The organism is Gordonia sp. G4 (assembly GCF_057770005.1).
Map to the genome: position 1 here is coordinate 4,531,184 of NZ_CM173442.1, position 24,173 is coordinate 4,555,356.

The 24,173-nt window shown below is 64.1% G+C and carries 30 protein-coding genes, 1 pseudogene and 1 other annotated feature; of the genes and pseudogenes, 16 read left to right on the forward strand and 15 right to left on the reverse strand.

Features of this window, described 5'->3' with window-relative positions:
• The first annotated feature begins 233 nt into the window (after window positions 1-233).
• Window positions 234-794, forward strand: coding sequence for a hypothetical protein (locus AC3B5T_RS20525; RefSeq protein ID WP_171011585.1), 561 nt, complete (start codon window positions 234-236; stop codon window positions 792-794).
• Window positions 795-861: 67 nt separating this feature from the next.
• On the opposite strand, the gene AC3B5T_RS20530 is transcribed toward AC3B5T_RS20525, so the two are convergent.
• Together AC3B5T_RS20530 and AC3B5T_RS20535 are read right to left on the reverse strand one after the other, a co-directional pair.
• Entirely contained in the window at window positions 862-1,296 is a 435-nt protein-coding gene (locus tag AC3B5T_RS20530; protein WP_055476438.1) for an ATP-binding protein, read from the reverse strand.
• Window positions 1,297-1,306: 10 nt separating this feature from the next.
• Window positions 1,307-1,738 (reverse strand): STAS domain-containing protein, encoded by a 432-nt coding sequence (locus AC3B5T_RS20535; RefSeq protein ID WP_055476437.1) that lies wholly within the window; start codon window positions 1,736-1,738, stop codon window positions 1,307-1,309.
• Between the two features lie 192 nt (window positions 1,739-1,930).
• Here AC3B5T_RS20535 and AC3B5T_RS20540 point away from each other — a divergent pair, with 192 nt between their 5' ends.
• The 4 genes from AC3B5T_RS20540 (at window position 1,931) to AC3B5T_RS20555 (ending at window position 4,745) form a co-directional block, all read left to right on the forward strand.
• Entirely contained in the window at window positions 1,931-2,602 is a 672-nt protein-coding gene (locus AC3B5T_RS20540; protein WP_055476436.1) for an 8-oxoguanine DNA glycosylase OGG fold protein, read from the forward strand.
• A 190-nt stretch (window positions 2,603-2,792) separates the two neighbouring features.
• Window positions 2,793-2,990 carry a hypothetical protein gene (locus AC3B5T_RS20545; RefSeq protein ID WP_055476435.1) on the forward strand — a complete coding sequence of 66 codons (198 nt, stop codon included), beginning with the start codon at window positions 2,793-2,795 and terminating at the stop codon, window positions 2,988-2,990.
• A complete protein-coding gene (locus AC3B5T_RS20550) occupies window positions 2,975-3,325 on the forward strand; it encodes a hypothetical protein (protein WP_223258969.1) in 351 nt (116 codons plus the stop codon). The genes AC3B5T_RS20545 and AC3B5T_RS20550 overlap by 16 nt, the downstream gene beginning before the upstream one ends.
• Window positions 3,326-3,492: 167 nt before the next feature.
• Window positions 3,493-4,745 (forward strand): IS3 family transposase gene (locus AC3B5T_RS20555; protein ID WP_137811086.1). Its coding sequence is split into 2 segments (ribosomal slippage): window positions 3,493-3,787 and window positions 3,787-4,745, totalling 1,254 coding nucleotides; the frame shifts between segments, so codons are not numbered across the junction.
• Window positions 3,777-3,908: a sequence feature (AL1L pseudoknot), on the forward strand. (Overlaps the previous gene by 132 nt.)
• A 52-nt stretch (window positions 4,746-4,797) precedes the next feature.
• On the opposite strand, the gene AC3B5T_RS20560 is transcribed toward AC3B5T_RS20555, so the two are convergent.
• A complete protein-coding gene (locus AC3B5T_RS20560) occupies window positions 4,798-5,460 on the reverse strand; it encodes a hypothetical protein (protein ID WP_055477302.1) in 663 nt (220 codons plus the stop codon).
• The gene (locus AC3B5T_RS20565) at window positions 5,460-6,476 is read right to left on the reverse strand and encodes a reprolysin-like metallopeptidase (protein ID WP_165630005.1); all 1,017 of its coding nucleotides are present in this window, start codon (window positions 6,474-6,476) and stop codon (window positions 5,460-5,462) included. The genes AC3B5T_RS20560 and AC3B5T_RS20565 overlap by 1 nt, the downstream gene beginning before the upstream one ends.
• A 298-nt stretch (window positions 6,477-6,774) precedes the next feature.
• On the opposite strand from AC3B5T_RS20565, the gene AC3B5T_RS20570 reads away from it, so the two are divergent.
• A complete protein-coding gene (locus tag AC3B5T_RS20570) occupies window positions 6,775-8,835 on the forward strand; it encodes a DEAD/DEAH box helicase (RefSeq protein WP_068970440.1) in 2,061 nt (686 codons plus the stop codon).
• 34 nt (window positions 8,836-8,869) lie between these two features.
• On the forward strand, window positions 8,870-9,109 hold the full coding sequence (locus AC3B5T_RS20575; RefSeq protein ID WP_055477305.1) for a hypothetical protein: 240 nt from the start codon (window positions 8,870-8,872) through the stop codon (window positions 9,107-9,109).
• 118 nt (window positions 9,110-9,227) lie between these two features.
• Here AC3B5T_RS20575 and AC3B5T_RS20580 read toward each other — a convergent pair whose 3' ends face one another.
• Complete coding sequence (locus AC3B5T_RS20580) at window positions 9,228-9,581, reverse strand: hypothetical protein (RefSeq protein ID WP_055477306.1); 354 nt, start codon at window positions 9,579-9,581, stop codon at window positions 9,228-9,230.
• A gap of 116 nt (window positions 9,582-9,697) precedes the next feature.
• Here AC3B5T_RS20580 and AC3B5T_RS20585 point away from each other — a divergent pair, with 116 nt between their 5' ends.
• Window positions 9,698-9,931 carry a hypothetical protein gene (locus AC3B5T_RS20585; protein WP_055477307.1) on the forward strand — a complete coding sequence of 78 codons (234 nt, stop codon included), beginning with the start codon at window positions 9,698-9,700 and terminating at the stop codon, window positions 9,929-9,931.
• 667 nt (window positions 9,932-10,598) lie between these two features.
• Window positions 10,599-10,805 carry a hypothetical protein gene (locus tag AC3B5T_RS20590; RefSeq protein WP_055477311.1) on the forward strand — a complete coding sequence of 69 codons (207 nt, stop codon included), beginning with the start codon at window positions 10,599-10,601 and terminating at the stop codon, window positions 10,803-10,805.
• Window positions 10,806-10,823: 18 nt separating this feature from the next.
• Here the strand turns inward: AC3B5T_RS20590 and AC3B5T_RS20595 are convergent, their stop codons facing one another.
• From AC3B5T_RS20595 to AC3B5T_RS20605, 3 genes are all read right to left on the reverse strand, one after another.
• Window positions 10,824-11,114, reverse strand: a complete 291-nt coding sequence (locus AC3B5T_RS20595) for a type II toxin-antitoxin system RelE family toxin (RefSeq protein WP_055477308.1) — start codon at window positions 11,112-11,114, stop codon at window positions 10,824-10,826.
• The gene (locus AC3B5T_RS20600; protein WP_055477309.1) at window positions 11,111-11,386 is read right to left on the reverse strand and encodes a type II toxin-antitoxin system Phd/YefM family antitoxin; all 276 of its coding nucleotides are present in this window, start codon (window positions 11,384-11,386) and stop codon (window positions 11,111-11,113) included. The genes AC3B5T_RS20595 and AC3B5T_RS20600 overlap by 4 nt, the downstream gene beginning before the upstream one ends.
• 178 nt (window positions 11,387-11,564) lie before the next feature.
• Complete coding sequence (locus tag AC3B5T_RS20605) at window positions 11,565-11,963, reverse strand: hypothetical protein (protein ID WP_231632835.1); 399 nt, start codon at window positions 11,961-11,963, stop codon at window positions 11,565-11,567.
• On the opposite strand from AC3B5T_RS20605, the pseudogene AC3B5T_RS20610 reads away from it, so the two are divergent.
• Both AC3B5T_RS20610 and istB read left to right on the forward strand, forming a co-directional pair.
• Window positions 11,960-13,072, forward strand: a pseudogene (locus AC3B5T_RS20610) (Mu transposase domain-containing protein); the annotation flags it as partial. The gene AC3B5T_RS20605 and the pseudogene AC3B5T_RS20610 sit on opposite strands and share 4 nt — an antisense overlap.
• Window positions 13,069-13,857 carry an IS21-like element helper ATPase IstB gene (gene istB, locus AC3B5T_RS20615; RefSeq protein ID WP_457138401.1) on the forward strand — a complete coding sequence of 263 codons (789 nt, stop codon included), beginning with the start codon at window positions 13,069-13,071 and terminating at the stop codon, window positions 13,855-13,857. The pseudogene AC3B5T_RS20610 and the gene istB, both read left to right, overlap by 4 nt.
• Before the next feature lie 114 nt (window positions 13,858-13,971).
• Here the strand turns inward: istB and AC3B5T_RS20620 are convergent, their stop codons facing one another.
• Window positions 13,972-14,106 carry a hypothetical protein gene (locus tag AC3B5T_RS20620; RefSeq protein ID WP_269432891.1) on the reverse strand — a complete coding sequence of 45 codons (135 nt, stop codon included), beginning with the start codon at window positions 14,104-14,106 and terminating at the stop codon, window positions 13,972-13,974.
• Between the two features lie 125 nt (window positions 14,107-14,231).
• Between AC3B5T_RS20620 and AC3B5T_RS20625 the strand changes: the two genes are divergently transcribed.
• Complete coding sequence (locus AC3B5T_RS20625; protein WP_055477254.1) at window positions 14,232-14,585, forward strand: hypothetical protein; 354 nt, start codon at window positions 14,232-14,234, stop codon at window positions 14,583-14,585.
• A 232-nt stretch (window positions 14,586-14,817) separates the two neighbouring features.
• Here the strand turns inward: AC3B5T_RS20625 and AC3B5T_RS20630 are convergent, their stop codons facing one another.
• Window positions 14,818-15,531, reverse strand: coding sequence for a TetR/AcrR family transcriptional regulator (locus AC3B5T_RS20630; RefSeq protein ID WP_055477255.1), 714 nt, complete (start codon window positions 15,529-15,531; stop codon window positions 14,818-14,820).
• A 176-nt stretch (window positions 15,532-15,707) separates the two neighbouring features.
• On the opposite strand from AC3B5T_RS20630, the gene AC3B5T_RS20635 reads away from it, so the two are divergent.
• From AC3B5T_RS20635 to AC3B5T_RS20645, 3 genes are all read left to right on the forward strand, one after another.
• The gene (locus AC3B5T_RS20635; protein WP_231632831.1) at window positions 15,708-16,613 is read left to right on the forward strand and encodes an ATP-binding cassette domain-containing protein; all 906 of its coding nucleotides are present in this window, start codon (window positions 15,708-15,710) and stop codon (window positions 16,611-16,613) included.
• Window positions 16,610-17,434 carry an ABC transporter permease gene (locus tag AC3B5T_RS20640; RefSeq protein ID WP_488357856.1) on the forward strand — a complete coding sequence of 275 codons (825 nt, stop codon included), beginning with the start codon at window positions 16,610-16,612 and terminating at the stop codon, window positions 17,432-17,434. Before AC3B5T_RS20635 ends, AC3B5T_RS20640 begins: the two co-directional genes overlap by 4 nt.
• A 72-nt stretch (window positions 17,435-17,506) precedes the next feature.
• On the forward strand, window positions 17,507-17,977 hold the full coding sequence (locus AC3B5T_RS20645; RefSeq protein WP_084817366.1) for a DNA-binding protein: 471 nt from the start codon (window positions 17,507-17,509) through the stop codon (window positions 17,975-17,977).
• A 268-nt stretch (window positions 17,978-18,245) separates the two neighbouring features.
• Here the strand turns inward: AC3B5T_RS20645 and AC3B5T_RS20650 are convergent, their stop codons facing one another.
• Together AC3B5T_RS20650 and AC3B5T_RS20655 are read right to left on the reverse strand one after the other, a co-directional pair.
• Window positions 18,246-19,067 (reverse strand): mycofactocin-coupled SDR family oxidoreductase, encoded by an 822-nt coding sequence (locus AC3B5T_RS20650; RefSeq protein WP_055477258.1) that lies wholly within the window; start codon window positions 19,065-19,067, stop codon window positions 18,246-18,248.
• Complete coding sequence (locus AC3B5T_RS20655) at window positions 19,064-19,687, reverse strand: TetR family transcriptional regulator (RefSeq protein ID WP_084817365.1); 624 nt, start codon at window positions 19,685-19,687, stop codon at window positions 19,064-19,066. The genes AC3B5T_RS20650 and AC3B5T_RS20655 overlap by 4 nt, the downstream gene beginning before the upstream one ends.
• 129 nt (window positions 19,688-19,816) lie before the next feature.
• On the opposite strand from AC3B5T_RS20655, the gene AC3B5T_RS20660 reads away from it, so the two are divergent.
• The gene (locus AC3B5T_RS20660; RefSeq protein ID WP_488357857.1) at window positions 19,817-20,401 is read left to right on the forward strand and encodes a hypothetical protein; all 585 of its coding nucleotides are present in this window, start codon (window positions 19,817-19,819) and stop codon (window positions 20,399-20,401) included.
• Between the two features lie 263 nt (window positions 20,402-20,664).
• On the opposite strand, the gene AC3B5T_RS20665 is transcribed toward AC3B5T_RS20660, so the two are convergent.
• The 3 genes from AC3B5T_RS20665 to AC3B5T_RS20675 are packed head-to-tail and all read right to left on the reverse strand — an operon-like array spanning window position 20,665 to window position 24,147.
• Entirely contained in the window at window positions 20,665-21,597 is a 933-nt protein-coding gene (locus tag AC3B5T_RS20665) for an NAD-dependent epimerase/dehydratase family protein (RefSeq protein ID WP_488357858.1), read from the reverse strand.
• A gap of 46 nt (window positions 21,598-21,643) precedes the next feature.
• Complete coding sequence (locus AC3B5T_RS20670) at window positions 21,644-23,212, reverse strand: succinic semialdehyde dehydrogenase (RefSeq protein WP_488357859.1); 1,569 nt, start codon at window positions 23,210-23,212, stop codon at window positions 21,644-21,646.
• A gap of 8 nt (window positions 23,213-23,220) precedes the next feature.
• Window positions 23,221-24,147: an acetoacetate decarboxylase family protein gene (locus tag AC3B5T_RS20675; RefSeq protein ID WP_488357861.1), complete on the reverse strand. Its 927-nt coding sequence runs from the start codon at window positions 24,145-24,147 to the stop codon at window positions 23,221-23,223.
• Window positions 24,148-24,173: the final 26 nt, after the last annotated feature.

Below are 24,173 nucleotides of genomic sequence, written 5' to 3' on the forward strand. Positions count from 1 at the left end.
CAGGACGACAAACCCATCGCCCGCCCCGAATAGCCGCCAGGTCCTCAGCGCGGAGCAGGACGACCTCACCGTCGCGCCACACCCGCGGAATTATCGCAGGTAAACGGCAGTAACCGCAGCTACTGATACTTCCGTCATGTTAACGCCGATAATGTTGCGTTATGTCAGGTACTCCTGACGCGACCCGACTCTTGTGTCTGGTTATCCTGACACAGCGGGTCTACCCTATCGGCATGGGCTGGGTACACGAGAGCGCCACGCACTTGCACGAGGCGGCGTTGGTGCCGTTCTTCGAGGACGGGGCCGAGAGCCACGGGTCGACCATGGTCGACGGCGTTGACTACGAGATCGTCGGGACCGGCCGGCACCCGGACGAGGATCGTCGGCGGCCGTCGGCCGAGATCGTCGGCTGGCTGTTGTCCTGCAATTGCGCCCGGCGAACCAGCTCTGATGTGTCGACCTGGACCGATCCCGTCCAGTGGACGCGGGTGCCCTCAGCGTCCCTCGAGGACCTGGCCCGCCACCAGGTGTTCGCCCCCGACATCGACCTCGACGTCAACGTGCGGCCCGATGTCGCGGCGGCCGCCCAAGCATTGTGGCGGCGTGAGCATCTCGATTCGATCGACATCGACGACGAGATCCGGGCGGCCGTGGAGGCCCGCAGGGACGCCGACGCACTGCTCGACGCCGCGGTGGCCAAGGCCCGCCGGCTGGGTCGCTCGTGGGCCGACATCGGCGCGGCGACCGGCATGACCCGACAATCAGCCAACGAGCGCTGGAAAGACCGCACGTGAGTGCTGCCGGGCGAGTATCGTCTAATTCGATTCTGCCGCAGGTAGTTTCGAAATCTGATACTAGATATCATGTCGTCAGGACGGGCGTCGGCTGCCAGCACATGGTGACGGTGGTGCCGTCGGGTCCGGTGGTAAGCGCATGGGTGTCGCTGAGCGCAGTGATGAGTGCGAGTCCGCGGCCGCGGAAGCGCTGTGCGGGGCTGAGGTCCCAGGTGCCGGTGTCGGTGACAGTGATTTCGAGGGTGCCGCTGGGGCGGCGGCGGCTGCGCACGGTGACCGCGCCTGGCTCTCGAGCGTCTTTGTAGGCGTGTTCGGTGGCGTTGGCAATCGCTTCGTAGACGGCCAAGACGATGTCGGCGCGGCGTTCGGTGTCGGCCTCGACGGTTGCTGTCACCCACACGGTGAACAGTTCGCGCAGTCTGTGGGCGGCCTCGGCGGTGGCCTCGACCGATCGTTCGAAGTCACCGGTGGAGTCGCCATCGAGGTGCTGTGATGAGTCCACGCCGTCGTGTTTACCCAGTCGGGCTGCCGCTCATTCCGGTGGGTCTGGTCATGGCGGTGACGGCGTGGGCGAGGGTGGGGTAGAGGACGATTGTCTGGTCCAGGCCCATGAGCGTCAGCGGCCGCGACGTTGCGGGTGCGGCGGCCACGACTCCGAACAGTCCGGTCGGTGCGATCGCCTCGTGGGCGGCGACGAGTGCGGCCATGCCGGCCGAGGCCAGGAAGTCGGTGGTGGTCAGATCGATGATCAGGCCTCGTGGTTGTCCGTGCAGCGCGTTCGTCACCTCCTCGGACAGTTGTGGTGCGGTGAGAACGTCGATGCTGCCTTGGACGGTCAGGATCACCAGTTCTTCGTGCTGCGCGGAGACGATGGTCATCAATGCCCGGCCGGCGGTGTCTCCGCTGTCGTCAACGAACACGGCATCGGGGTTGTCTGGCTGCACGGTGACTCTCACTTTCACGGAAGGGGGTCACACGACTTGCTGAGTGACCCGGTCCCGACCGACTACATGATCACGGCTATCTCAACGCCATCCAAACCTAGTCCGCCGCCACCGACGGCGCGCGAAGGGTGAAGTGACCTTATGTCACACATCGTTCGCGTACCTCCGGTTATCTGCCGGTAGCGTGAAGGAATGCCGATCGCGTTGACTACCTTGTTTCCCGACGGTTCTGTTCCCGATCGCGAATGGGTCTTGGGCCAGTCAATTCGGTTCGATCCGGCTGCGGTGCGCGCACGCTTGCCGGATGCTGCGATGTGGCCTGACGAGCTCGACAGTGTGTCGGCGGGCAGTGGTCGCTATCGAGTGGTTTCGCGCCGCGATGTCTTTGAGGTCGCAGCCCGAGCGGTGCAGGACGGGTCGCCGATCGTAGCGGCGCAACTGCACGTGGCGTGTGTGGTGTGGGGTACGAGTCCGGGCCTGACGATGGTGCGGGCGCTGCGTCCCCTCAGCCAGCCCGACGCCGCGGAGAAGCTCGCCAAGGCTCTGGCTGTCGTGCGGACCGAGGGGCCGGTCAGCGCCTACAAAGCCCTCAGCGGGCGCAACCGGTTGAAAATCACCGGACTGGCGGCGGGCTTCTTCACCAAGTTCCTCTACTTCGGCGGGTACGACGCCAATGCGTTGACAGGCCGCCCACTGATCTATGACAGCAGGGTTGTAGACAGTCTGCGTCGAGTGACCACCGAAGAGTGGGAGATCGACGGCCCGGCTGACATGTACGGCCGTTACCTTGATTTGGCTGCGGAGTGGGCCCACGACTTCGACACCACCCCGGATGTGATCGAACGAGCACTGTTCGGCCGCTGACAGCCCTCACCGCACTCCTTTTACATGAGCAATCCGCCCCGGGGGGTCTGGTCAGGTCTGGAAGCAACCGGCGATCGCTGGCCCGGTGAGCTGGCATCGGTTCCGGGCAGATCATTGCCCGAGACATGGTCGTTCGCTACGTTCGCGAGAGGGATCGACACCAGACTGTGCCGTTGTTGGGAGGATCATCGTGGCTGATCACGACGTGCGATTCAGCGCCAGTAGGGTGCGCGTTGCTGGCATCGACTTCGAGTTCGATGTCGCGATCGACGGGAGAACTCTCGGCACCCTTTACGTTTCTGAGGGCAATCTGCAGTGGCGACCCAAGCACGGGCAGAAGCGTATTCCGATCTCGTGGAAGGAATTCGCTGAATGGGCCGAATCGTAGCCCGCAGGAGAACCCCACGGGTCGCCGGCACCGGCAATGCGGACGGCCGACGAGTGCAGTTATGCCTGCTTCAGCCGTGGCGGCAAGCCGTAAATAGCTTCTTCCCTGGCGACGACGACGACCCGGATGTTGACGATCTCGTCTGGCTGACCCCACGAACGTATGCTGCCGGCGACATCATGGTGTACCTGGTCGACGCCCCCAGCCCAGCGATCATCAAGATCGACACCCTGTCCCGCGGCTCCGAGGACGATGGCCTGAACGCCGAACCCGACTTAGAGTGGGGCCCCTTCGACCAGGGATTGTCGCTGCGGGCGACCGCGAGAAGTGCCTGAGACAGTGAGCGGGCGCCCGTCGTCAACTCGCCCTGGTCGTGCATGAGCGTTTGATCGAAAGGGTCAACGACCTGTGGTACGGCCATAACCGACCGGGCCGCACGCCAGGTTCTACTGAACCGTCCTGGGTCTGGTGGAGACCGTGATCTCACCAGGAGAATGCCGGTATGGGTGCACTGAGGAAGTTTGATCCAGAGACGCGTGAGCGGGCTGTGAGGATGTATCACGACCACCTCGCCGAGCATGGCGGCGGAAAGCTCGCCGCCCGGAAACACGTGGGCGCATTGCTCGATATCAACCAGGCGACGTTGCGGAACTGGATCGAGAAGGACCGGCCGATCGTGACTGCGCGGGGAACGATGACGGTGGGCGAGCAGGACGCCGAGTTGGCGGCGCTTCGCAAGGAGAACGCTGAATTGCGAAGGGCCAATGAGATTTTGAAGACAGCGTCGGCGTTTTTCGCCGCGGCGGAGGTCGACCGCCGACTGCGGTGATCGTTGATTACATCGACGCTCACAAGGGTCGGTTCGGGGTCGCCCCGATCTGCCGAGTGCTCACTGAGCACGGCGTGCAGATCGCCCCGTCCACCTACTACGCCCGCACGCAAGCGGGTCCGGTCTCGGTGACACGATTGGCCGAGGCGTACGACGCTCACGCGGTCTACCAGGCGTTTCATCGCAATCGTGGCGTGTACGGCGTCCGCAAAATCTGGCACACGATGCGCCGCGAGGGCCGTGAGATGGGCCGTGATCAGGTGGGCCGACTGATGGGGATCTGCGGGATCGCCGGAGTCACCCGCGGAAAACATCGCACGATCACGACCCAGCGCGATGATCGCGCGCCGCGGCATCCTGATCTGGTGGAGCGCAAGTGGTCATTGCCGGCCAGGCCAGATCAGTGGTGGGTGGCTGATTTCACCTACTGCTGGACCCTGGCAGGGTTCGTTTACACCGCGTTTCTCGTCGATGTGTACTCGCGTCGAATCCTCGGGTGGCGGGTGATGACGAGCAAGTCGACACCGTTGGTGACCAGCGTTCTCGAACAGGCCTTGTTCACCCGACGTAGAACCGACTTCTCGTTCACTGCAACAGGTTTGATTCATCACAGCGATGCCGGAAGTCAGTACACAGCGCTGGCGTTCACCGAAGCATTACGCGACTCCGGCTTGGCCGGATCGATCGGGTCGGTCGGCGATGCACTCGACAATGCGTTGATGGAATCAGCCATCGGGTTGTACAAGACCGAACTGATCGAGCGCCAGCGATCGTGGACCGGGCGCGCAGAAGTCGAGCGCGAGACCGCCGCCTGGGTGCACTGGTACAACACCGAGCGGCTGCACTCATCGATCGGCTACTGCCCGCCCATTGAGTACGAGAGGCGCTACCGTGAGACAGCCACCTCCGAGATGGCGGTGGCCTAAACGAGGTCTCCATCCGATCCAGGACGGTTCATACACCCTGACCACCGGATGATTAACCGGTTGGCGCCGGTGAGGGTGGTGGCGGGTTGCGGTCGCCGGGTTGGGGTATCGGAAAGGTCATCGACGGGCTCGGTGGGGCCGGTGGTGCGAGCCGGTTTTGGGGGTTGGCGCGCAACGCGGCCTCAGCTGCGGCTAGGGGCGCGGAGGCTCTGTCGCGGGCTTGTTGTTCAGTCACAGGCTTGCGGCCGTCGACAGGGACGAGGGTGTACCACTTCTCTGACTCGAGGTAGCGGGTGGCGAACAGGTACCACTGGCCGACCTTGAGAGGTCTGTCGCCGTTGACGGAAATGTAGACACCGTCTTTGACTCCGCCTTGCTGGTTGACTACCACGCTCTCGGGGACTTCACCTTTGATCGCCGTTTTGGTGAGCACGCTGTACTGAGTTTCGGGGAGTGGCCCGAGTGCCTTGGTGCCGGCGGCTGATTCGACGCGGCCGGTGAAGACGTGCGTCGAGATCGCCATCAGGTTGCGTAGGTCAGAGGTGTCGGTGATCGAGTCCGCATGGGCGGTCGAGGTGGCCGTGGCCGATTCGAGGGGAGGGATGCCCTCATTGACGGTTTGTTCGCCGCACGCGGCCAGGGTGGCAGCGGCGAAGATGCCGACGATGCCGAGCGTGAGGGCCGCCGGTCGTGTTGCTCGGTGGTTGGTGGTCATCAGAATCCCCACTTGTTGTGGTAGAGGTCGCGGGTGAGCCCAGTGGGCGTGTAGGACGTTCCGCGGGCCCCGTCATTATCTGCCATCAGGTCGTTGGAGCAGGTGTGGAACAGTCCCAGTGCGTGCCCAATCTCGTGGGCGATCACCCCCGCTCTCCTCGCCGATGAGTAGCCCTGCACGTAGTGCATGTTGATCTGGATAGTGCTGGTCAGCGGCGCGTTGTAGCGCGTGTGCAGCCCAGACCAGCTCACATCGGATCGGTTTTCCGTCGAGATCGCCACATCGGCAACCTCGAACACACCTACCGGCGCGACCGTGATAGGACTGAGTTGGTTCCAGGAGTTCACCGCAGATTGCAGCTCGGCGCCGTAGAGGAAACCGCCGCCGGTGCTGTAGGCGAGGCGCTGCCCATCGACGTCGTTGTTGGGTAGGAAGTAGCCGCCGACGCCCGTGTCCTTGTAGAGCACAGTGCCGCCCTGGAAGTCTTGCGCCCAGACCGAGCAGGTGGTGGTGCGGGTGTCTTCAGTGGGAAACTTGAATCGCCCGTTCTCCCAGCCTGAATCGGCCCAGACGTCGCGGATTCCCAGCCACACGTTTTTAGCTCCGGTCGTGGCCGAGTAGTAGATCGACCCGGCCACCATGTGATTCGCGCGCCCGCCGTTGACGCCGAACTCGCGGGTGATCGGATAGCCCAGATACCCAGTCTCCCAACCTACTCGGCCCCACGCATCGCGAATAAGTCCACCGATCTGGTTGGCATGCCCGCCGGCCACGGCGGAGTGCCAGTAGATCGAGCTGTTCTTGACGAACTTCTGAAACTTGCCGCCGTTCTGGGTGTTTGACTCGGGGATGGTGGCGTTGCCGAAGAAGTTGTAACCACCGGCTTGTTCGTATTCCTCGTGGATCTTCCCGTAGATCCAGTAACCATGGAAGACGTCCGCGCGTACCGCGCCTGCGCCGATCCACATTAATGCGGCAATTACTAACGAGGCCAGGGCAATACCAAACCTACGCACCGTCACCACCTTCACTCGCCCCCCAAGACCAGCAAGTGGTGGACACGCTATCTGCAATGTGTGATCTACGTCAACGAAAATCGGGTACCGCAGATCACTTCGGCACTCCTGCCTCGCACCTACCTGCCCGACTGATGTAGCGGGACGCTGTGGTGACTTTGTCGGCCTCGAGGGCCCGGCCCGTCCAGGTGACCTGACGTGTGAGCGGGAGAGTGTGTCGAGGTTGAAGCTCATTTGCGCGCGGCAATATACGCAGTGGATACTTGTTAGAGTTGTATAATGTTGTATAGTTTTAATCATGGCTGAACAAGGTTTTCTGCGAGTCGCGGAGGCGGCTGCTTATCTCGGGGTGTCCGCCCAGACGCTGCGGCGATGGGATCGTGACGGCACCTTGCCTGCGCTGCGGCGCCCCGGCAGTGATTACCGGTATTACCGGCGCGCCGACCTGGAGCCGTTCCGGCTGGAGTATCGCCGTGCCCAGGAGGCCGCCGCGGCTGGCGCCAACAGCAGTGTGTTCGTCACCGCCAACGCGGACGTCGAGGCCAACGCGGCGTTGCGGGAGCCACAGCGCGAGGCCCACCGTGCTGTGCGCGAGCACTTCGCTGAGAACGCCACCCCGGCGATCGTGCAGATTCCAGTCGGGTGCGGCAAGACCGGCATCATGGCGACTCTGCCCTTCGGCATCGCCCGTGGTCGCACGCTGGTGATCACGCCGAACTTGACGATCCGTAAGGGGGTCGCCGATGCCGTGGACATCACCAGCCCGCAGTGTTTCTGGACCAAGTGTCGGGTGTTGTCGGATTTCACCGCAGGGCCGTGGATGGCCGTCCTGGACGGGCCAAACGCCAACGTCCACGACGCGATCGAAAGTGACTTCGTGGTCTGCAACATCCAGCAGCTGGCCAGCCAGGCCGACCGGTGGCTTCCGCAGTTCCCGGAGGACTTTTTTGACATGATCCTGGTCGATGAGGGCCATCACGCTGCCGCCGAAAGCTGGCAGAAGGTGTTCCGGCGCTTCCCCAATGCCAAGGTCGTCAGCCTGACCGCCACCCCGTTTCGCTCCGACCAGCAGCAGCTGCACGGCGACATCGTCTACCGGTACCCGTTCACCCGGGCGATGATCACCGGCTACATCAAGCAGATCCACTCCCGCAACGTCGCCCCCGCCGAGCTGTACTTCACCTACCGTGACGACACCCGCCGCCACACCCTCGACGAAGTCCTGGAACTGCGCGAGGAGGCCTGGTTCCGCCGCGGCGTGGCGCTGAGTACCGAGTGCAACCGCCACATCGTGGAGGCCAGCATCCAGGCGTGTGACCGGATGCGCGCCCAGACCGGTATCCAGCACCAGATCATCGCCGCGGCCTGCTCGGTCGACCATGCCCGCCAGGTCGCCGCGATCTACAACGAATGCGGATACCGCGCGGCCGAGATCCATTCCGACATGGACGAAAACGACCAGGACGCCGTCATCGCACGGCTGCGCCAAGGGCAGCTCGACTGCGTCGTGCAGGTGCAGATGCTCGGTGAGGGCTTCGACCACCCGCGCCTGAGTGTCGCGGCGATCTTCCGGCCCTTCCGCAGCCTGGCGCCCTACATCCAGTTTGTCGGCCGGGTGATGCGCGTGGTGCAGGAGGCGGCCCCCGAGCACCCCGACAACCAGGGCCACATCGTGTCCCACATCGGACTCAACAACGACGCCCGCTGGTCAGAATTCCGCGAACTCGACCTCGATGACCAAGCCTTGGTGCACGGATGGGTTGCCGGCACCACCGACGATGACGGCGATGGCAACGGTGATGGCGAACCGCGTGCCCGCCGATTCGACGAGGGCATGCTCGTCGACAACGAGATCCTCACCGACTTCGTCGAGCAGACCTACCTTGATCCCACCGACGACCGGGTCCTCGACGAGATCTTGAACCGCGAAGTCGCCCCCGGCATTCGTGTCGGCGACGTCGTTGACCGCGAGCAGCTACGCCAACGCCTGCTGGCGCAGCAGGCAGCAGCCGCACCCCCTGCGCCGCAGCCGATCCCGGTCTCCCCGCAGCGGGCACGACAATCGGCCAAGACCCGGGTCAACCAGCGCACCAAGGCGGTCGCCAACCGAATTCTGGCCGACCTCGACCTCCCGACCCGGGGTCACCAGCTGATGGCCGTCACGGGCGGCCCGCGTCAGCACAACACGGTCATCGCAATCCGCCGTCTGGCCGCGGCGATCAACGAGGCGGTGGGCATGCCCAACGGCACCCGCGGCGAGTGGTCGGGCGAGCAGTTGACCACCATCTTCGAACGCATCGACAAGATCGCCGACACCGTCCGCGACACGTTGAGATCCCAACTGTCCCAACGCGGGTAAAACCTCACCCGTACCGTGCCCCAAAGGAGTCAGCATGCCCACCACCAAAGCGATCCTGCGCCACGTCCGTGTCGAGACGCCCCGCACGAATCACGAGCGTCCGTGCGCCGCCCACCGCAAAGGCAAGAAGGCCCACTTCATCCTGGCCGGTGACACCCACCTGGTCATCACGGAAAACGACAAGGCGATCAGATACTGCCCGCCGGCGGCCGCCGAGATCCTCGACGTCGCTCAACAGGACCTCGCCACGCTGCGCCAGCAGCTCGGCCTGTGACGCCGACGGGCCTATGTCTATCTGGCTAGCTAAAGCCCTGTCCCCCAGCATTTTTCAACTGGTAACGGGACGTGTTGAACTAGGGCGAGTTGCAAGAAGCAGTCCTGATCGACAAGGTCTATCCCAAGCCCCAATCGGTCCATGCCCCGAGTAGCGCGATCACTCCGGCCGTTACGCCAGCCGCGAGCGAGTACGCCCAGCCAGCCCAACGGGTGCGTGCCGGGAGCATAACCGCGATCCCGGGAAGGAGTAGCACCGCCCATGCCAGCAACCACGGAACCCAGTACGTGGCGATGAGCGGCCTGTCCACCGGTGCATCCAGGGGCGCGGCGGTGGGTTCCGACAAGCCCAGCCAGCTCCGTGTCAGATGGGCGAGCGGGATCACGACGAACATCCCGACTACGAAGCCGATGATAGCGGCGGCGACGACCTGGGCCTTGCCTGCACGCGATACGGCGAAAGTGGCTACCATCGACCCACCTTACGGTGAGTCCCGGCTCAATCTATGGCACCGAGGGCCGGTTCGTAAGAGAACTTGTTTAGCGCGAAAATCTCATCCGCAACGGCGGGTTCGTCTCGCGGGAGTCGGTGTACCGGCTGGGCGACTACGGTCCCGATCGCCGCCTGAACAACTGGATCGCTCCGTTCAACTCGATCTACGAGGAGCTGGTCGAGGACCGCGGTCTGGAGTCGGAGACCCTTCCGGTCGCGGCGGTGTACGACCGAGCGGTGAGCGGGTACCAGCGGGCACGCGGGTACCGCGTGTTCCAGGGGATCGTGCGACTGGTCCGCGAGCGCGAGGACCGCCTCACGCAGGCATAACCACGTATGAGCGAAAGCCTCCCGCTGCCTGGGATGTCCGGGCAGCGGGAGGCTTCGTTCCTACTTACCGCTTGGTGAGGCTGTAGCCGAGGGTGTCGGCGAGCATCGTCAGGAGCTGGTGGGCGTTAGGCAGGTGGGCCTCGGCCATTCGTGCTGCAGCTCGTTCGCAGTCGGAGTCGTCGCCGCACAGGCATTCTTCGCTAAGAGGGTGCTCTGAACGACGCGTTGCTGTCGCTAAGCAAGACCAACCCTGGAGCTTTCGATGACGTGGCTTCCAGGTTGTGGAAGTCTTCAGGACTGGATATGGCCATTCGCAATGGCGGTTTCGGGCTCGGCGATGCCTTCGGTGGTGATCGCAGCTTGCTGCCCGACCCTTCCAACTGGCCGGACCGTCGCTCGGGACCCCCGGATAGCACCGATGGCGAGGCTGACAGCTCGCACAGCGGTGATGGATAGTGCGTGTTCCGCTTACGATCACTCCATCGTCACCACTACAAGTGGTCTTGAGGCGGCGATGATCATGCTGACCTGGCGTTGCAGCGCGATGATGAGGTCTTAGAGCTGGTCGACAGCCCAGGAATGCGGGTACTGACGACGAGCAGTGATTCAAACTGGTTTCCGTCAACCAATGTTGACGGATCGCGGAGACACGGGCACGCTGGTCTGCATGAGGACTGGACTGGACCGCGGCGACGACGACGAGACACCAATCGAGCAGCTTTCCCGAGTCGCAGATTGGCGACGGGAGATTGCCCGCGAGGAGGAAGTCGCGGTGCGGCGGGCACGCCTGGCAGGACTGTCGTGGGCAGAGATCGGCACGCTCCTTGGAACGACGAAGCAGGCAATGCACAGGAAGTACCGCCGGGTCGGTTGAGAATTCAACGCACCAGACTCAGGTGCGGTAGGCGTGGGCTCGGTGGTCGATTCTGACAATGACGATGGTGTGGTTGGGGTCGTCGATGCGGAGCAGGATGCGATAATCGCCGCGGCGGGCGCTGTGAAGGTCTGCGAGGTCGTCGCGCAGCGGCTTGCTAAGCCGGTGGGGGTTCTCGGCGAGCGGCCCGGAGATGAATTCGATGACGGCGTGGACGATCCGGGATGGGAGTCGTTGAAGGTCGCGTCGAGCTGGGGATGCGACCTCAACCCGGTACGGGGCGGACGAGTCTGTCGGAGCGTCGCTCATTTCGGCGGCATGCCGTGTTCGGCGCGCAGGTCGTCGATGGAGACGGTCTCACCGGCCGCGTACTCGGCGTCTGCGGTAGCGACGTCGTCGCGGACGCCGGCGCGTGAGAGCCAGTAGATCGTCTCGTGCAGCGATTCGAGGTCGTCGGCCGACATCAGCACCGCGGCGGGTTTGCCGTGCTTGGTGATCGTGATGATGTCGTGCGTGCTCTCGGCGCTGTCGACCAGCGCGGAGAGCTTGTCCTTAGCTTCACCGAGTGGCACTGTCGTCATGGCTACATGATAGCCGCAATACTAGCCTTCCACTAGCCTCGTTTTTAGCCGATAATAGATATTATGTCAAGTTAGTCACTACTAGCTCATTTGATGCATCGACCTGTCCACGCTGCCCTTACCCCGCCGACCGATACGGTAGAGCCAGCCGTTCTACGACTGACCCGCATGGCTGAGGCTACTGGCCGTACGTGTAACGCAGGTTGGCGTTGATCAGGTTGCCGATGCGTTGGCACAGGTGACGCAATTGGCGGTCATCCGGTGCGGGCTGCTCCGTGAGCAGCGTCCACCGCAGATTGGTACCACTACGCCCGCCGCTCAGATCGAAGACCACTTGAGCATCCGGTCGCTTCGTCCACAACGACGACCACACCACCCGCCTGGGTCGCGCCGCTTCGAGGACCGTCGGCGCAACCTCGTCGTCGTACAGATGTAGCCATGGGCGTGACGGCTGCCTGTTCGGGCTGACGAGGTCATCGAAGACCACATGCGGCGGTGCCGGCTGGTTCTTCTCCTTCGACGCAATAGCTTCGACAAAACTCCCACCGAATCGCGGGGCACTGCAACCGCTGTCCATGGCTGCACATGTTCTGCGCGGTGTTGGCGTTCTCGCGGTGGCGGTTCGTTCGGTTCGCCACCAACGAAACATCCATCACCACACTCGGATTCATCGCCGAAGCGTTAGAAGAGATCGGTGGAGTGCCCAACAAGGTACTCGCTGATCGGATGGGTTGCCTCAAAGGTGGAGTCGTCGCCAACGTCGTCGTACCCACCCCCACGTATGTGCGGTTTGCCACCCACTACGGGTTTTCCCCGGACTTCTGTCACGGCGCCGATCCGGAATCGAAAGGGATCGTGGAGAACCTCTGCGGGTACGCGCAGTCGGATCTGGCGCAGCCGTTGTGGACCGAAGCCAAGATCGCTGCTGGTCGTGACGACGTGCAGCTGGATGTGCACGCAGCGAACCGGGCCGCGCGGGACTGGTGTGTCGAGGTCAACACCCGCCGTCACAGCGACACACTGTGCGTGCCTGCTGACCAACTCACGATCGAACGAGACACATTGAGCCCGTTGCCGTCTCTGCGGGCCCAGGTCGGTCCACCGCCGGTCACCCGTAAGGTCGATCGCCTCTCCTGTATCCGGTACGCCTCGGCCCGCTACTCGGTACCCAACCGGCTCATCGGCACCACCGTGACCCTCATCCAGGACGGTGAACGGCTCCTGATCGCCGAACCTGCCTCCGGTGAGGTGGTCGCCGATCATCTGTTGGCCGCACCCGGAGAGGTCGTCCTCAACGATGCCCACTACGGGGGGCCACGCACCCCGCCCAGTCGTGCACCACGACCCAAAACCGCAGCAGAGAAGCAGTTCTGCGATCTCGGTGAGGTTGCTGAGCAGTTCCTGGTCGGTGCCGCGGCCATCGGGAACACCCGCCTGGGCGGTGAACTCGACGACATCCTCGGGCTCGTCACCTCCCACGGCCACGAACAGGTGCTCACCGCCCTGACCAGGGCGGTGGCATTCCGACGGTTCAAGGCCGCCGATGTGCGCTCGATCCTCGATGCCGGAGCCGGCACCCCCAACCCGCGACCGGCCGGCACAGCACTGCTCGGGCACCTGCCTACCGCGCCCACCCGCTCGCTGGATGCCTACAAGCTCGGCGCCGGCGACAAGGAGGTGTCATGACCACCACAACATCGACACCCGTTGCACCTCAGACAGTGCCGCCACTACCGGCCGACCTCGACCAAGCGCTACGCCGATTGAAGCTCGCCTCGATCCGCCGCACCGCACCCGAGGTCCTGCTCACCGCGAAAACCCAGCGATGGACACCCGAAGAAGTACTGCGAACCCTGGTCGAAGCCGAGATCGCCGCTCGTGATGCCTCCAACATCCGCAACCGACTAAAAGCTGCCGGGTTCCCGGTCACCAAAACCTTGGAATCGTTCGACGTGGCCGCATCCTCCATCCCGGCCAATACCTTCGAATACCTATCCTCACTGGAATGGGTTCGAGCCCAACACAATCTGGCCTTGATCGGCCCAGCCGGGACGGGTAAGAGTCACACCCTGATCGGGCTGGGGATCGCCGCAGTACACGCCGGACACAAAGTGCGGTACTTCACCGCCGCCGACCTCGTGGAGACCCTGTATCGCGGACTGGCCGACAACACCGTCGGCAGAACCATCGACACCCTGCTACGCCAAGATCTGCTCATCCTCGACGAGATCGGATTCGCACCACTCGACGACACCGGCACCCAACTACTGTTCCGGCTCGTCGCCGGCGCCTACGAACGCCGATCTCTCGCGATCGCCAGCCACTGGCCCTTCGAACAATGGGGACGATTCCTGCCCGAACACACCACCGCCGCCAGCATCCTCGACCGGCTCCTACACCACGCCACCATCGTCATCACCGACGGCGACTCCTACCGCATGACACACCGAACGGAGGTGCCACCCACCTAGAACATCCCGCACAGGGTGGGGACTTTTACCTGGCCACCAGCGGGGACATCAAACTGGCCGTTGACAACCGCATTATGCAGTGTTCGACTATGCAGGATTACCAGTAGAGTCTGCTCATCGCGTCAGCGCAGTGCTGTAGTCCCGCTGCACCGTGTCGAGATCGCGCCCTATCGGGGACGCCAAAAGTCCCCAGAGGACCAGGTACCGCGACACCTCCGACGACTTCTCGCTGGCCGACTTCGATTTCATGTACGCACCGGGCGGTCGCGCACCGATGATCGCTTCAACGACAATCCGGTCGTGGGAGAACTGCTGAACAACCTGCAACAGAACGGCATCCCCCGATCGGACTGATCTGCCACGCGCCGATCGCCATGACCTCGGCGAAGTATCGACTGGACGCCGATGGCAACGTCATGGTGCGCGAGCCGCCAGCCCCGGTCGAGAGCATCGCACTTCAGACGTCGATAGACCGGGCGTACGGGGCATTTGCCGTTCAAGGCCGGATCGATCAGGCCTACCTAGACACCGACGGCCCTGCGGCACTGTCAGCTTCCGACTTCGCGCCACACGATCCCGGATACACGCACACACTGCCCACCTCGGCCGCGGCGCGCACCGGCGCCGGCCCGGTTGTGACGACTGTGACCGTTCTGCGTGAGCAGTACGAGGGACCGCCCCGCCCCATCACCATCGTCCCCGGCCTCAACGCCCTCCTGGTGCCCTGACTCCTCCCCGACCCCATTGACTCACATGCCGGCCCGCGGCCGAACGATCCAGGATGCAGTCGCGGACCCACCGTGAACAGCAACACCTCGCCCGTGGAGTTCTCGCTGGGCGTGAGGCAAATCGATTGCGCCGCATTGACAACGCCTCAGGTTGTCGCCCACGCTGTGGCCGGCATGCGTACGCAGCTACCCCCTGGCACGGTGGCCCTGCCCCGATGCGTGGATTCCGATCTCAGGTGGAGCTGTCGACGTGCGTAGCGATGCCGTCCAGGATGAGTTGCAGTCCGAAATCCTCCCCCACCGGCTGGGAACGCGGGGCGCCCAGGGCTGCGACCGTGCACGGAAACTGGCCGGGATCGGCCAGATCGGTGAGAATCCGCTCGAAGTACGACGTCCCGCCGGAGCCCTCACCGCCTGCCAGCTCGCTCGCACGACGATGCTCGATCTGCACGCGGCTGGCCGACAGTGCGTACTGCGCAAGCAATCCGACGATCTCGAACAGGTCGTCACCGGGCAGGTCGAATTCGTCGAGGATCTCGAAGGCCGCCTCGATCCAGCGCATCCGGCTCGGACCGGGGACGGCACTGGTGAGCGGAAGGTCGAGGTACCACGGCCGCTCCACGATGCCGACGATCTGCGCTCGGGTCCACTCCGCCAGGTCCTCACGCCATCTGCCGGTGCGCGGTGGAAGCGTCAGCGCACCGGTCGCGGTGTCGAGCATCAGCGTCAACAGCTGCTCCTTGCCGGACACGTGGCGATACAGCGCCATCGACGAGCACCCCAATGCTTCGCCGATCCGCGCCATCGACACCGCGTCCAGCCCCTCGGCATCGGCGATCCCGATGGCGGCGTCGACGATTCGATCGAGGCTGAGTGCCGGCTTGGGACCCCGGCGGCCTTCTCGTGCACCCACCCACAGTCGTTTCAGCGTGTCCTCGGAACCCATGCGCCCTCGTCTTCTCTTGCCGAATCACAGAACTGCGTTTAGTGTACGCAGTTACCGTTATAAACAGTTTCTTTCGTACACAGATTGGACACATCATGCCTGCTCGCGTTCGGTCCGCCCGTCACCCCATTCAGACCGTCGGCCTCACCAAATCGCTGGGGAGGGGGAACAGTCGTGTGCCTGTTCTCCGTGGAGTCGACCTCGAGGTCGAGGCGGGCGAGGTCGTTGCCCTCCTCGGCCCGAACGGGGCAGGCAAGACGACCACCGTGCGTATCTTGTCCACGCTCATCCGGCCCGATTCCGGGACCGCCCGCGTCGGCGGTTTCGACGTCGCCACCCAGCGGGGCAAGGTGCGCGAGATCATCAGTCTCACCGGCCAATACGCAGCCGTGGACGACAAGCTCACCGGTCGCGAGAACCTGACGATGATGGGCAGGCTGGCCCACCATCGCCGGCGGACCGTGGATCATCGGGTCGACGAACTCTTGATCGCGTTCGATCTCGCCGGCGCCGCCGATCGAATCGTCGCGACCTACTCCGGGGGCATGCGCCGCCGTCTCGATCTGGCTGCGGGACTGCTCGATCGGCCCGTCGTGTTGTTCCTCGACGAGCCCACCACCGGCCTCGACCCGCGCAGCCGCCAGATGCTGTGGCAGGTGGTCGATGATGTGGTGGCCGAGGGGACAGCGGTGTTACTGACCACGCAGTATCTCGAGGAAGCCGACCGCCTGGCCGACCGCGTCGCTCTCATCAACGGCGGCCGGATCGGGACCGCCGGCACCCCGGGCGACCTCAAGCGCCGCGTCGGCGAGGCGGCACTCGAGTTCGTCGTGCCGACCGCGACTGATGCCGCGGCCTTTGCCGGTGAACTGGCCGGTTTCGCTCCGTCGGTCCAGCAGACCACCATTCGCATTCCCACCGATCGCTCGGTGTCGCACACGCGCGCGGTCTTCGACGTGGTGGATCGGATCGCTGTCACCGTCAGCTCTTGGGAATTACGCACTCCCACACTGGATGATGTGTTCCTTGCGGCAACCGGCCAGCCGGCTGTGGCGGCGCCCGGCGAGGAGGTCGCGGCATGAGTGTCGACACCGCCACAACCCACTACGCGTCGACCCGTCGGCTCCGTCATCTCCGCATCGACGCGACCACGATGACCTGGCGTTCGTTGCGGATGATGAGCCGCGATCCGGACGAGCTGATTCTCGCGCTCGTCCTGCCCATCGCCATCATGCTGATGTTCGTCTACGTGTTCGGCGGCGCGATGTCCGTGGGCACCGACTACATCACCTACGCAACGCCCGGGGTCATCCTCCTGTGCGCGGGGTACGGCGCGTCCAACACCGCACTCGCAGTGGCGAATGACATGAACGGCGGCGTCATCGACCGCCTCCGGTCGATGCCTATCGTCGGCGCGACCGTGGTGTTCGGCCATGTCGCGGCCAGTCTGGTGAAAAACTCAGTATCCACCGCGGTGGTCCTACTCGTCGCGATGGCCATCGGCTTCCGTCCCTCGGCAACGCCGGGCGAGTGGCTCGCTGCTGCCGGGATCGTCCTGGCCTATGTCCTGGCCATCACCTGCCTGGCAGCGTTCATCGGGGTCACGGTACGAACACCCGCCGCGGCAGGTGGTTTCAGCTTCGTCATGCTCTTCCTGCCCTACGTGTCGAGCGCATTCGTGCCACCGGAGACGATGCCGGCCTGGCTGCGCGACTTCGCCGAGACACAACCGGTCACCCCTGTCATCGAATCGATCCGGGCCCTGCTCGTCGGTGTGGGCACCGGCGGATCACCGGTGCACCATCTGGCGTCACAGGCCGCCACCGGACTCACCTGGTGCGCGGGGATCACGCTGGTCTCGCTGTCCGCGGCCGGTTGGGTGTTCGCCCGAAAAGGACGGTGAACCGCTGGCCGCAGATCTCAGCCCTTCAACAAAACGTTGACAATTTGTTGTTGACGACGGAGGATGGTCTTCGTGACCAATGAGCAGCTGTTCCGTCCCCCGGAGCCCGATCGAGAACGTGCACAGCGCGAGTACATCGGCCTGTTTCACATCGCCGAGCGGCATGGAGGTACTCCGGAACGTCGTGCACGCCAGGCGCACCCAGACATGCTCGAGCCCTACGGTGCCGCGAAGATCGTTGCCGGCCTGGCGGGCGGTGGGTTCGTGCCGCACCCGGACGAGGACCCCGTCGACGACACCGACATCATGGCCGCCCTGACGCTGATGCCGAAGCTGCGGCTAGAGATCGACGAACTCGAGACGATGTTGCTCCTCGCGGCGCGACGTTCGGGCATCACCTGGCAGCACATCGCGTACGGACTCGGACTGGGCAGCGCCCAAGCTGCACGCCAGCGCTATGACCGGTTGGTCCAGCGCACATCTGACACCGACGGGGACGACGATGACAAAAGCGCAGAGTCGGGATCATCGACCGACGCCTGACATGTAGAACAATCCCCATCAGCACACGCGTGTCATCGCTCCTCAACGCGTGACCGACCTCATGATGCCGGGTGCGCATTCGTCGACCTCGGCGTCAGGACCAATCGCCAGCCGCCCGGAAGGTACACGGCGGGTACAGTCGCGTCGGACCAGTGTACCAATGGCAGCAGTGCATGAGAACCACTCTCCCCCAGTGTATTTCACATGCCGATAACTGCCATCATGCCAGGTGGAACAGAGCGCAGGACCTGCGCCCGGGCGATGAGGGTCAGATCTTGGTCGCCCCGTGGTCCACGGGTAGCTGAATCCCGGTGATGGTGCGGGATTCGTCGCCGGCCAGGAACACGACGGCGTTGGCGATGTCCTCGGGTTCTGAGATCGGCGGATCGAACCAGTACTGGCCCATGGCAGCACCGTAGGAGGGATTGTCGGCGAACACCTTTGCTCCGTCGGCACCCATCGCTCCCATTGGGGTGTTCACGCCCCAGGGATGGATGGAGTTGACGCGGATCTTATATGGCGCCAGTTCGATCGCGGCTGACTTCACCAGGCCCACGACACCGTGTTTGGCGGCGCTGTAGTGGGATTGTCCAGGAAGTGATTTGATCCCGGCAACCGAGCTGGTCGCGATGATCGAGCCACCGTTGCCGAGCTCGATCATGACCGGGGCGGCGGCGCGCAGTGTGTTGAAGACACCGGTCAAGTTGATGTCGATCATGTCCTGCCAACGCTCTGGGGCCATCTCCCAGAATCGTCCCCAACTGACGATGCCGGCGTTGGCGACCACAATGTCCAGCCGGCCAAACTCGGCAACGCCTTGTTCCACCACCGCCTGCATCGCGCTCAGATCGCGAACGTCGGCGACCGCGCTCACTGCGCGCTGACCGGCTTTCTCGACGAGGGCTACTGTCTCTTCGAGGTCTTCGGGAGTCGTTGCGGGATAATCTGTCTCGGCCGGGGTCGCGCAGATATCCGAGAGGATGACGTCAGCACCGTGTTCGGCAAGTGCGACAGCTTCAGCTCGTCCCTGGCCGCGCCCGGCGCCGGTGATGAAGGCGACTCGGCCAGCCAGCTTCTTGGCGGTTGTCATGGTGTCCTGCTTTCTTCGGGGGTACGACCCCCGACATCATGGGTCAACAGTGGGCCGATGGCCTCGAGACAGGTGCGTACCGTGGAACAGATCCCCCGGCGCGGGTCCGTTGACCAGCTTTCGACGGCCACCCGATTGGCGGCGATCACGCAAGCAGCCACGAACTCGGCACGGTCGCCATCGGGATCGAGTCGGAGCCTACGGGCCAGCACCGGTCGCAATGCGGCACGGCATCGATCGTGCACACTCAACCAGGCAGGCGCGAGCATCGGTGACCTCGGCAACGACCGAAGGAACATCGCGTGCCGTCGTCCGTGTGGCCCGTCCAACACCGCCTCGAGCGATGCGACAAGGCCGTCGATCACCGACTCCGAGTCGGGCCGACTCGCGAACCTGCCCACATAGTCCTGCCAGCCGGCATCGAGAGCTGGTGCGATGGCGTCCACTTTGGCCGGAAAGTAGCGGTGAAACGTCCGCACAGACACGCCCGCAGCCTCTGCAGCAGAAGCAACTGTCGTCTCGACATACCCGTTCTCGGCGAACATGTCCAGCGCCGCGTCGGAGATGGCGAGCATCGCACTCTGCTGACGTCGCTCACGCCAGTCCAACGGTGCGCCCATGTCGGAAGAGTACTTCGCGTTGGCAGATTATGCCACCAAGAGCAGAGACTGCCATATGCGACAGCTCCCCCGGGGCGCCCTTGCGCAAGCCATTCCACCGCTACAGCCATCCCCGGTCGAACTCGTTTGATGGTTATCCAGAATCGTGCTGACTGGGATCCGTCGTCGCCTGCGCACGGCGGTCTGGGCTGCGATTCGATCAGCGCTGGGCTGCGCAACCTGCTGGTCGTTGATACCGAATGTCGAAGCACTCCCAGCTTCGTCGGACTCCGGGCTGGCCGGACCGCCGTCGCCGGCACGGTTCGGCACTCGTGCACGCTGGAGGTCTCAGAGCGCGCAGTGGCAACTAAGCCGCCGACCTCGCCCGGAACTCGTCCGCTCGTGCACGGCTCCACCGATGTGGGCGATGTCAGTTGGGTGACACCCACAGTCCAGCTCACCGGTAGCAATTGGGCGATCGGCACTCCGATTCACTCGTGGCAGGCCGTAGCTCAGGGCAAGCTTCCTGCCGCCCACAAGGGAATGGTGTACGCAGCCAAGGTCATCGCGGCAACCGCAATCGAGTTGTGCACCGATCCGGATCTCATGAAGAGTGCCCGTCACGAATTCGAGATGATGGTGACAGAGACCCCCTATGACTGCCCCATCCCCGACGGTGTCGTCGCGCCGCCGGCTCGCACGGGTCAGACAGCAGGAGATACAGAGACGAAATGATCGACCCTGACGGTTGACGTCAACGACGATCGCATCTTGCCGGTCAGCGGTGTAACTGTCTGAGCCGTGGCTGGTTCGCCCGGCGGACAGGGCCTCTGACGAAGGTGATCTCGAAAGCAATCAGCGCTTCCTTCCAGCGGTGAGACCACCGCTGGAAGGAAGCGTGTAGCGCTGTTCTTTCGCTTCTGCGAAGTTCCCACATCGGCTGTAGGCGTGCACGATTCGTATACCTGGCCGAGGCGTCGGCGCAGACGTTCACCAGTTCACTTGTTTGATTTCTCGGTGAGGAGTTGAGTGATGCCCTGGCGGTATGTCGTGACCGCGAAGTCGGGGAATCGGGTGGCGAATTTCGTCGAGTCGAAGATGTTGTCGTCGCGGTAGCGCGGCAGCAGTTCGGAGGCTTCTTTGACGGACTGGTTGATCAGGCCGCCGAGGGCGAAGAGTTTCTCTGGGATGGTGATGTAGTTGATGTCGCGGTCGGTCACCTCGTCGGCGATCGCGACCATCTCCCGATAGGTGAGCCGCTGTGGGTCGACCGGCAGGTGCCAGGTGTGCCCGTAGGCGTCGGGGGTGTTGCCGATCAGTCCCATGCCGCGGCTGGCATCCGGTGTCCAGATCAGCGTGCGTTTGGTGTGCGCGCTGACCGGCACCAGCGGTCGTTTGCCCTGCCTGATCCGGTCGAAGATCGCGGAGTTGGTGAGGCTCTGGGTTTTGCCGGGTCCGTAGAACTCCGGTGCCCGACAGATGACGGCCTCGATCGTGTCGCGGCGCATCTGCTCGAGGAGCATGTCGGCGATGTGGGCACGGACGGTCGCCTTGCGGCCGACGGGACGAAACTCGGTGTTCTCGACCTGCGGGGTGGAGGTGCGCGGGTACATGTAGGTGTTGTCGAAGACAACGAGTTTGGTGTCGTGCTTCTGGCAAGCGGCGATCGTGTTGGCCATCATGACCGGGAATTGCTGTTCCCACAGCGTGGAGTCGATGGGCAGCCCGACGGTCAGGTAGGCGATGTCGCTGCCTTTGACCGCGTCGGCGGTGGCGTCGGCGTCCAACAAGTTGGCGGCGACGAGTTGGTCCGTGTCGTGGACCCTTCTCGGGTTTCTGCTGACGAGCCGCAGGTCGTGGGTGATGTTGTCGTGCAGGTAGCGGGTGAGCTCCTCGGCGATCTGGCCGTTGGCTCCCAGGACGGTGTGCATCGGGATCCTCAACTTCGTTGGGTTGCAGTGTGGCGGTGGACGTTTGCTATTTCAGGCGGGGTACGCGCCTGAGTAGGCGCAGCGCCAGCGACGCCACCTGGGCGTAGCGCCCAGCGTTCATGCCGTCGGGGACGCCGACCGGCAACAGCCGTTCGATGGCGATGGTCTGGGACTCGGTGTATTTGACGATGCCGTGTTCGCCGTGGCGGCGGCCGAGTCCGGAGGCTTTCATTCCGCCCATCGGGGCATCCATCGATCCCCAGGCCGCGGCGTAGGCGTCGTTGACGTTGACCGTGCCGGCATGCAGCCGGGCTGCCACGCGGTAGCCGCGCTGCTCGTCTGAGGTCCAGACACTGAAGTTGAGTCCGTACTCGCTGGCGTTGGCCTGAGCGATGGCTTCTTCCTCGTCGGCATCGCGGTACACCGAGACCAGCGGCCCGAAGGTTTCGTGGTCGTAGACCGTCATCGTGTCGTCGACATCGGTGAGGACGGTCGGTTCGTAGAAGAACGGCCCTAAGTCAGGTCGTGCTCGACCGCCGGCGAGCACGCGCGCCCCCTTGGCGACGGCGTCCTCGACATGGCTGACGACGGTGTCGAGCTGTTTCCGCGAGACCAGCGAGCCCATGTCGCCGGAGTAGTCGATGTCGGCGGACAGATTCATCGCCGTTGTCGCCGCGGCGAACTTGGTGGTGAACTCATCCCACAGGACATCAGGAATGTAGATGCGTTCCATGGAGATACAGAGTTGGCCGGTGTTGGAAAAGCTCGCCCGCACCGCGCCGGCGACGGCTTTGTCGATGTCGGCGTCATCGAGCACGAGCAGCGCGTTCTTGCCGCCGAGTTCCATCGAGCAGTCGATGAGGTTCTCGCCGGCTTGGGCGGCGACCGTGCGGCCGACGGCGGTGGAGCCGGTGAACATGAGGAAATCGGAATTCTCGATGATCGGCGTACCCAGCTCGGCTCCCCTGCCGGTGACCACCTGCACCAAGCCGGACGGCATTCCGGCCTCTTCGAGCAGTTCGACCGCCCACAGCGCGGCATACGGGGTCTGCACGTCGGGTTTGGTGAGCACCGCGTTGCCGGCGACGATCGCGGGTAGCGCGTCGCTGATGCCCAGGGTGAGCGGGTAGTTCCACGGAGAGATGATCCCGACCAGCCCCTTGGGGTGATGAAGTTCCCAGACTGTGGTCAGCGCCAACTGCACTCCGCGGCGACGCTTGGGGCGCAGGTACTTTGCGGCGGTGTTGGCGTAGTAACGGGACGCCAGGCACACGTCGAGGATCTCTTCGAACGCGTGGCGCCGCGCTTTGCCGTTCTCGAGCTGGATGAGGTCGAGGACCTCGTCCTGGCGGGCGAGCACGAGGTCGTGGAAACGCATCAGTACTGCCGCGCGTTCGTCGACCGGGCGTGCGGCCCAGGCTTTCTGCACACCGCGGGCGCGTTGCGCGGCGGCAACCACGTCGGCAGGCGTGCAATGCGGAACGGCACCGAGCACCCCGCCGGTCATGGCGTTGGTGACCTCGAGGACGCCTTCGGGATCGGCTGCCGGCACCCGCCGGGTCAGGGCGTCGAGTCGGTTCGCGTCGATGCGACGGGTGATGGTTGGGGTGACCACTGGGCTCCTCATTTCGCGGGGACGGACACCGGGACGGGAATGTGCAGCGCGTTCTGGCAATCGGTGGCCACGTCCAGTCGCAGCGGCTTGATGGGCGCCAGAGAGCGCACATCGTCGGCCAGACGGCCCGACCCCAACTCGAGGTTCACATCCCTGGGCAGCAGCTTGCTGCCCGCCGACAGAGTGTTGGTCTGGCTGAGTGTCGCGTGCCAGGCGCCTTCGAGCTGCGTGTAGGAGACCAGCGTGGACACATTGGTGCCGCTGGGAAACGTCTTCTGTTGCGGGGTGGGCACCGTCAGCGCGATGTCGGTGCCACCGTCGTCGTTGGCCACTCGTCCGGTCACCCGCCGGTGGTCTATGTCGACGTCGATGTCGGTGACCCACTTGGGAAAGCCGTAACCATCATGACCACGTACCTGCGCGATCTCAGTGTTGACCGGCAACGACAGGACGTAGGCGTGCATCGAGTCGTTGGACAGTGCGGACAGGGCGTCGACGGTCCCCGCGCCGCCGTGGCGCGCGGGCCGGACCGCGATACCGACGGTGGCCTCGGTGTAGAAATCGATGTCGCACACGTCGTACCGGAAGAACACCACCGAAAACAGTCCGAGCCCCGGAGCGATCTGCAACGGATCGAGCTCATCCGGCAGCCGGGAGCGCAGCGCCTTCATCGGAGCGACATAGACGATCTGTGCCCGAGACATCGAGTAGTAGAAGTTCGGGGTCCGGGTCGGCCCGATCGCCGACTGCACCTCGGTCTTCGGCAGAGCCCGGAAGAAATCGACACTCCGCACGCGCGGGTCCCCGGCCACCTCGTCGAGATCGGTGTTCATCCGGTAGCGGTCGTACAGTCCGCCCTTCGGCACGCTGACGGTACGGCCGCCGAGGTCGACCTCGACCACCTCGATGTTCGGCCCGGCCTTCGACGATGTCATGGCAACTCCCTTGAATGTATACATTG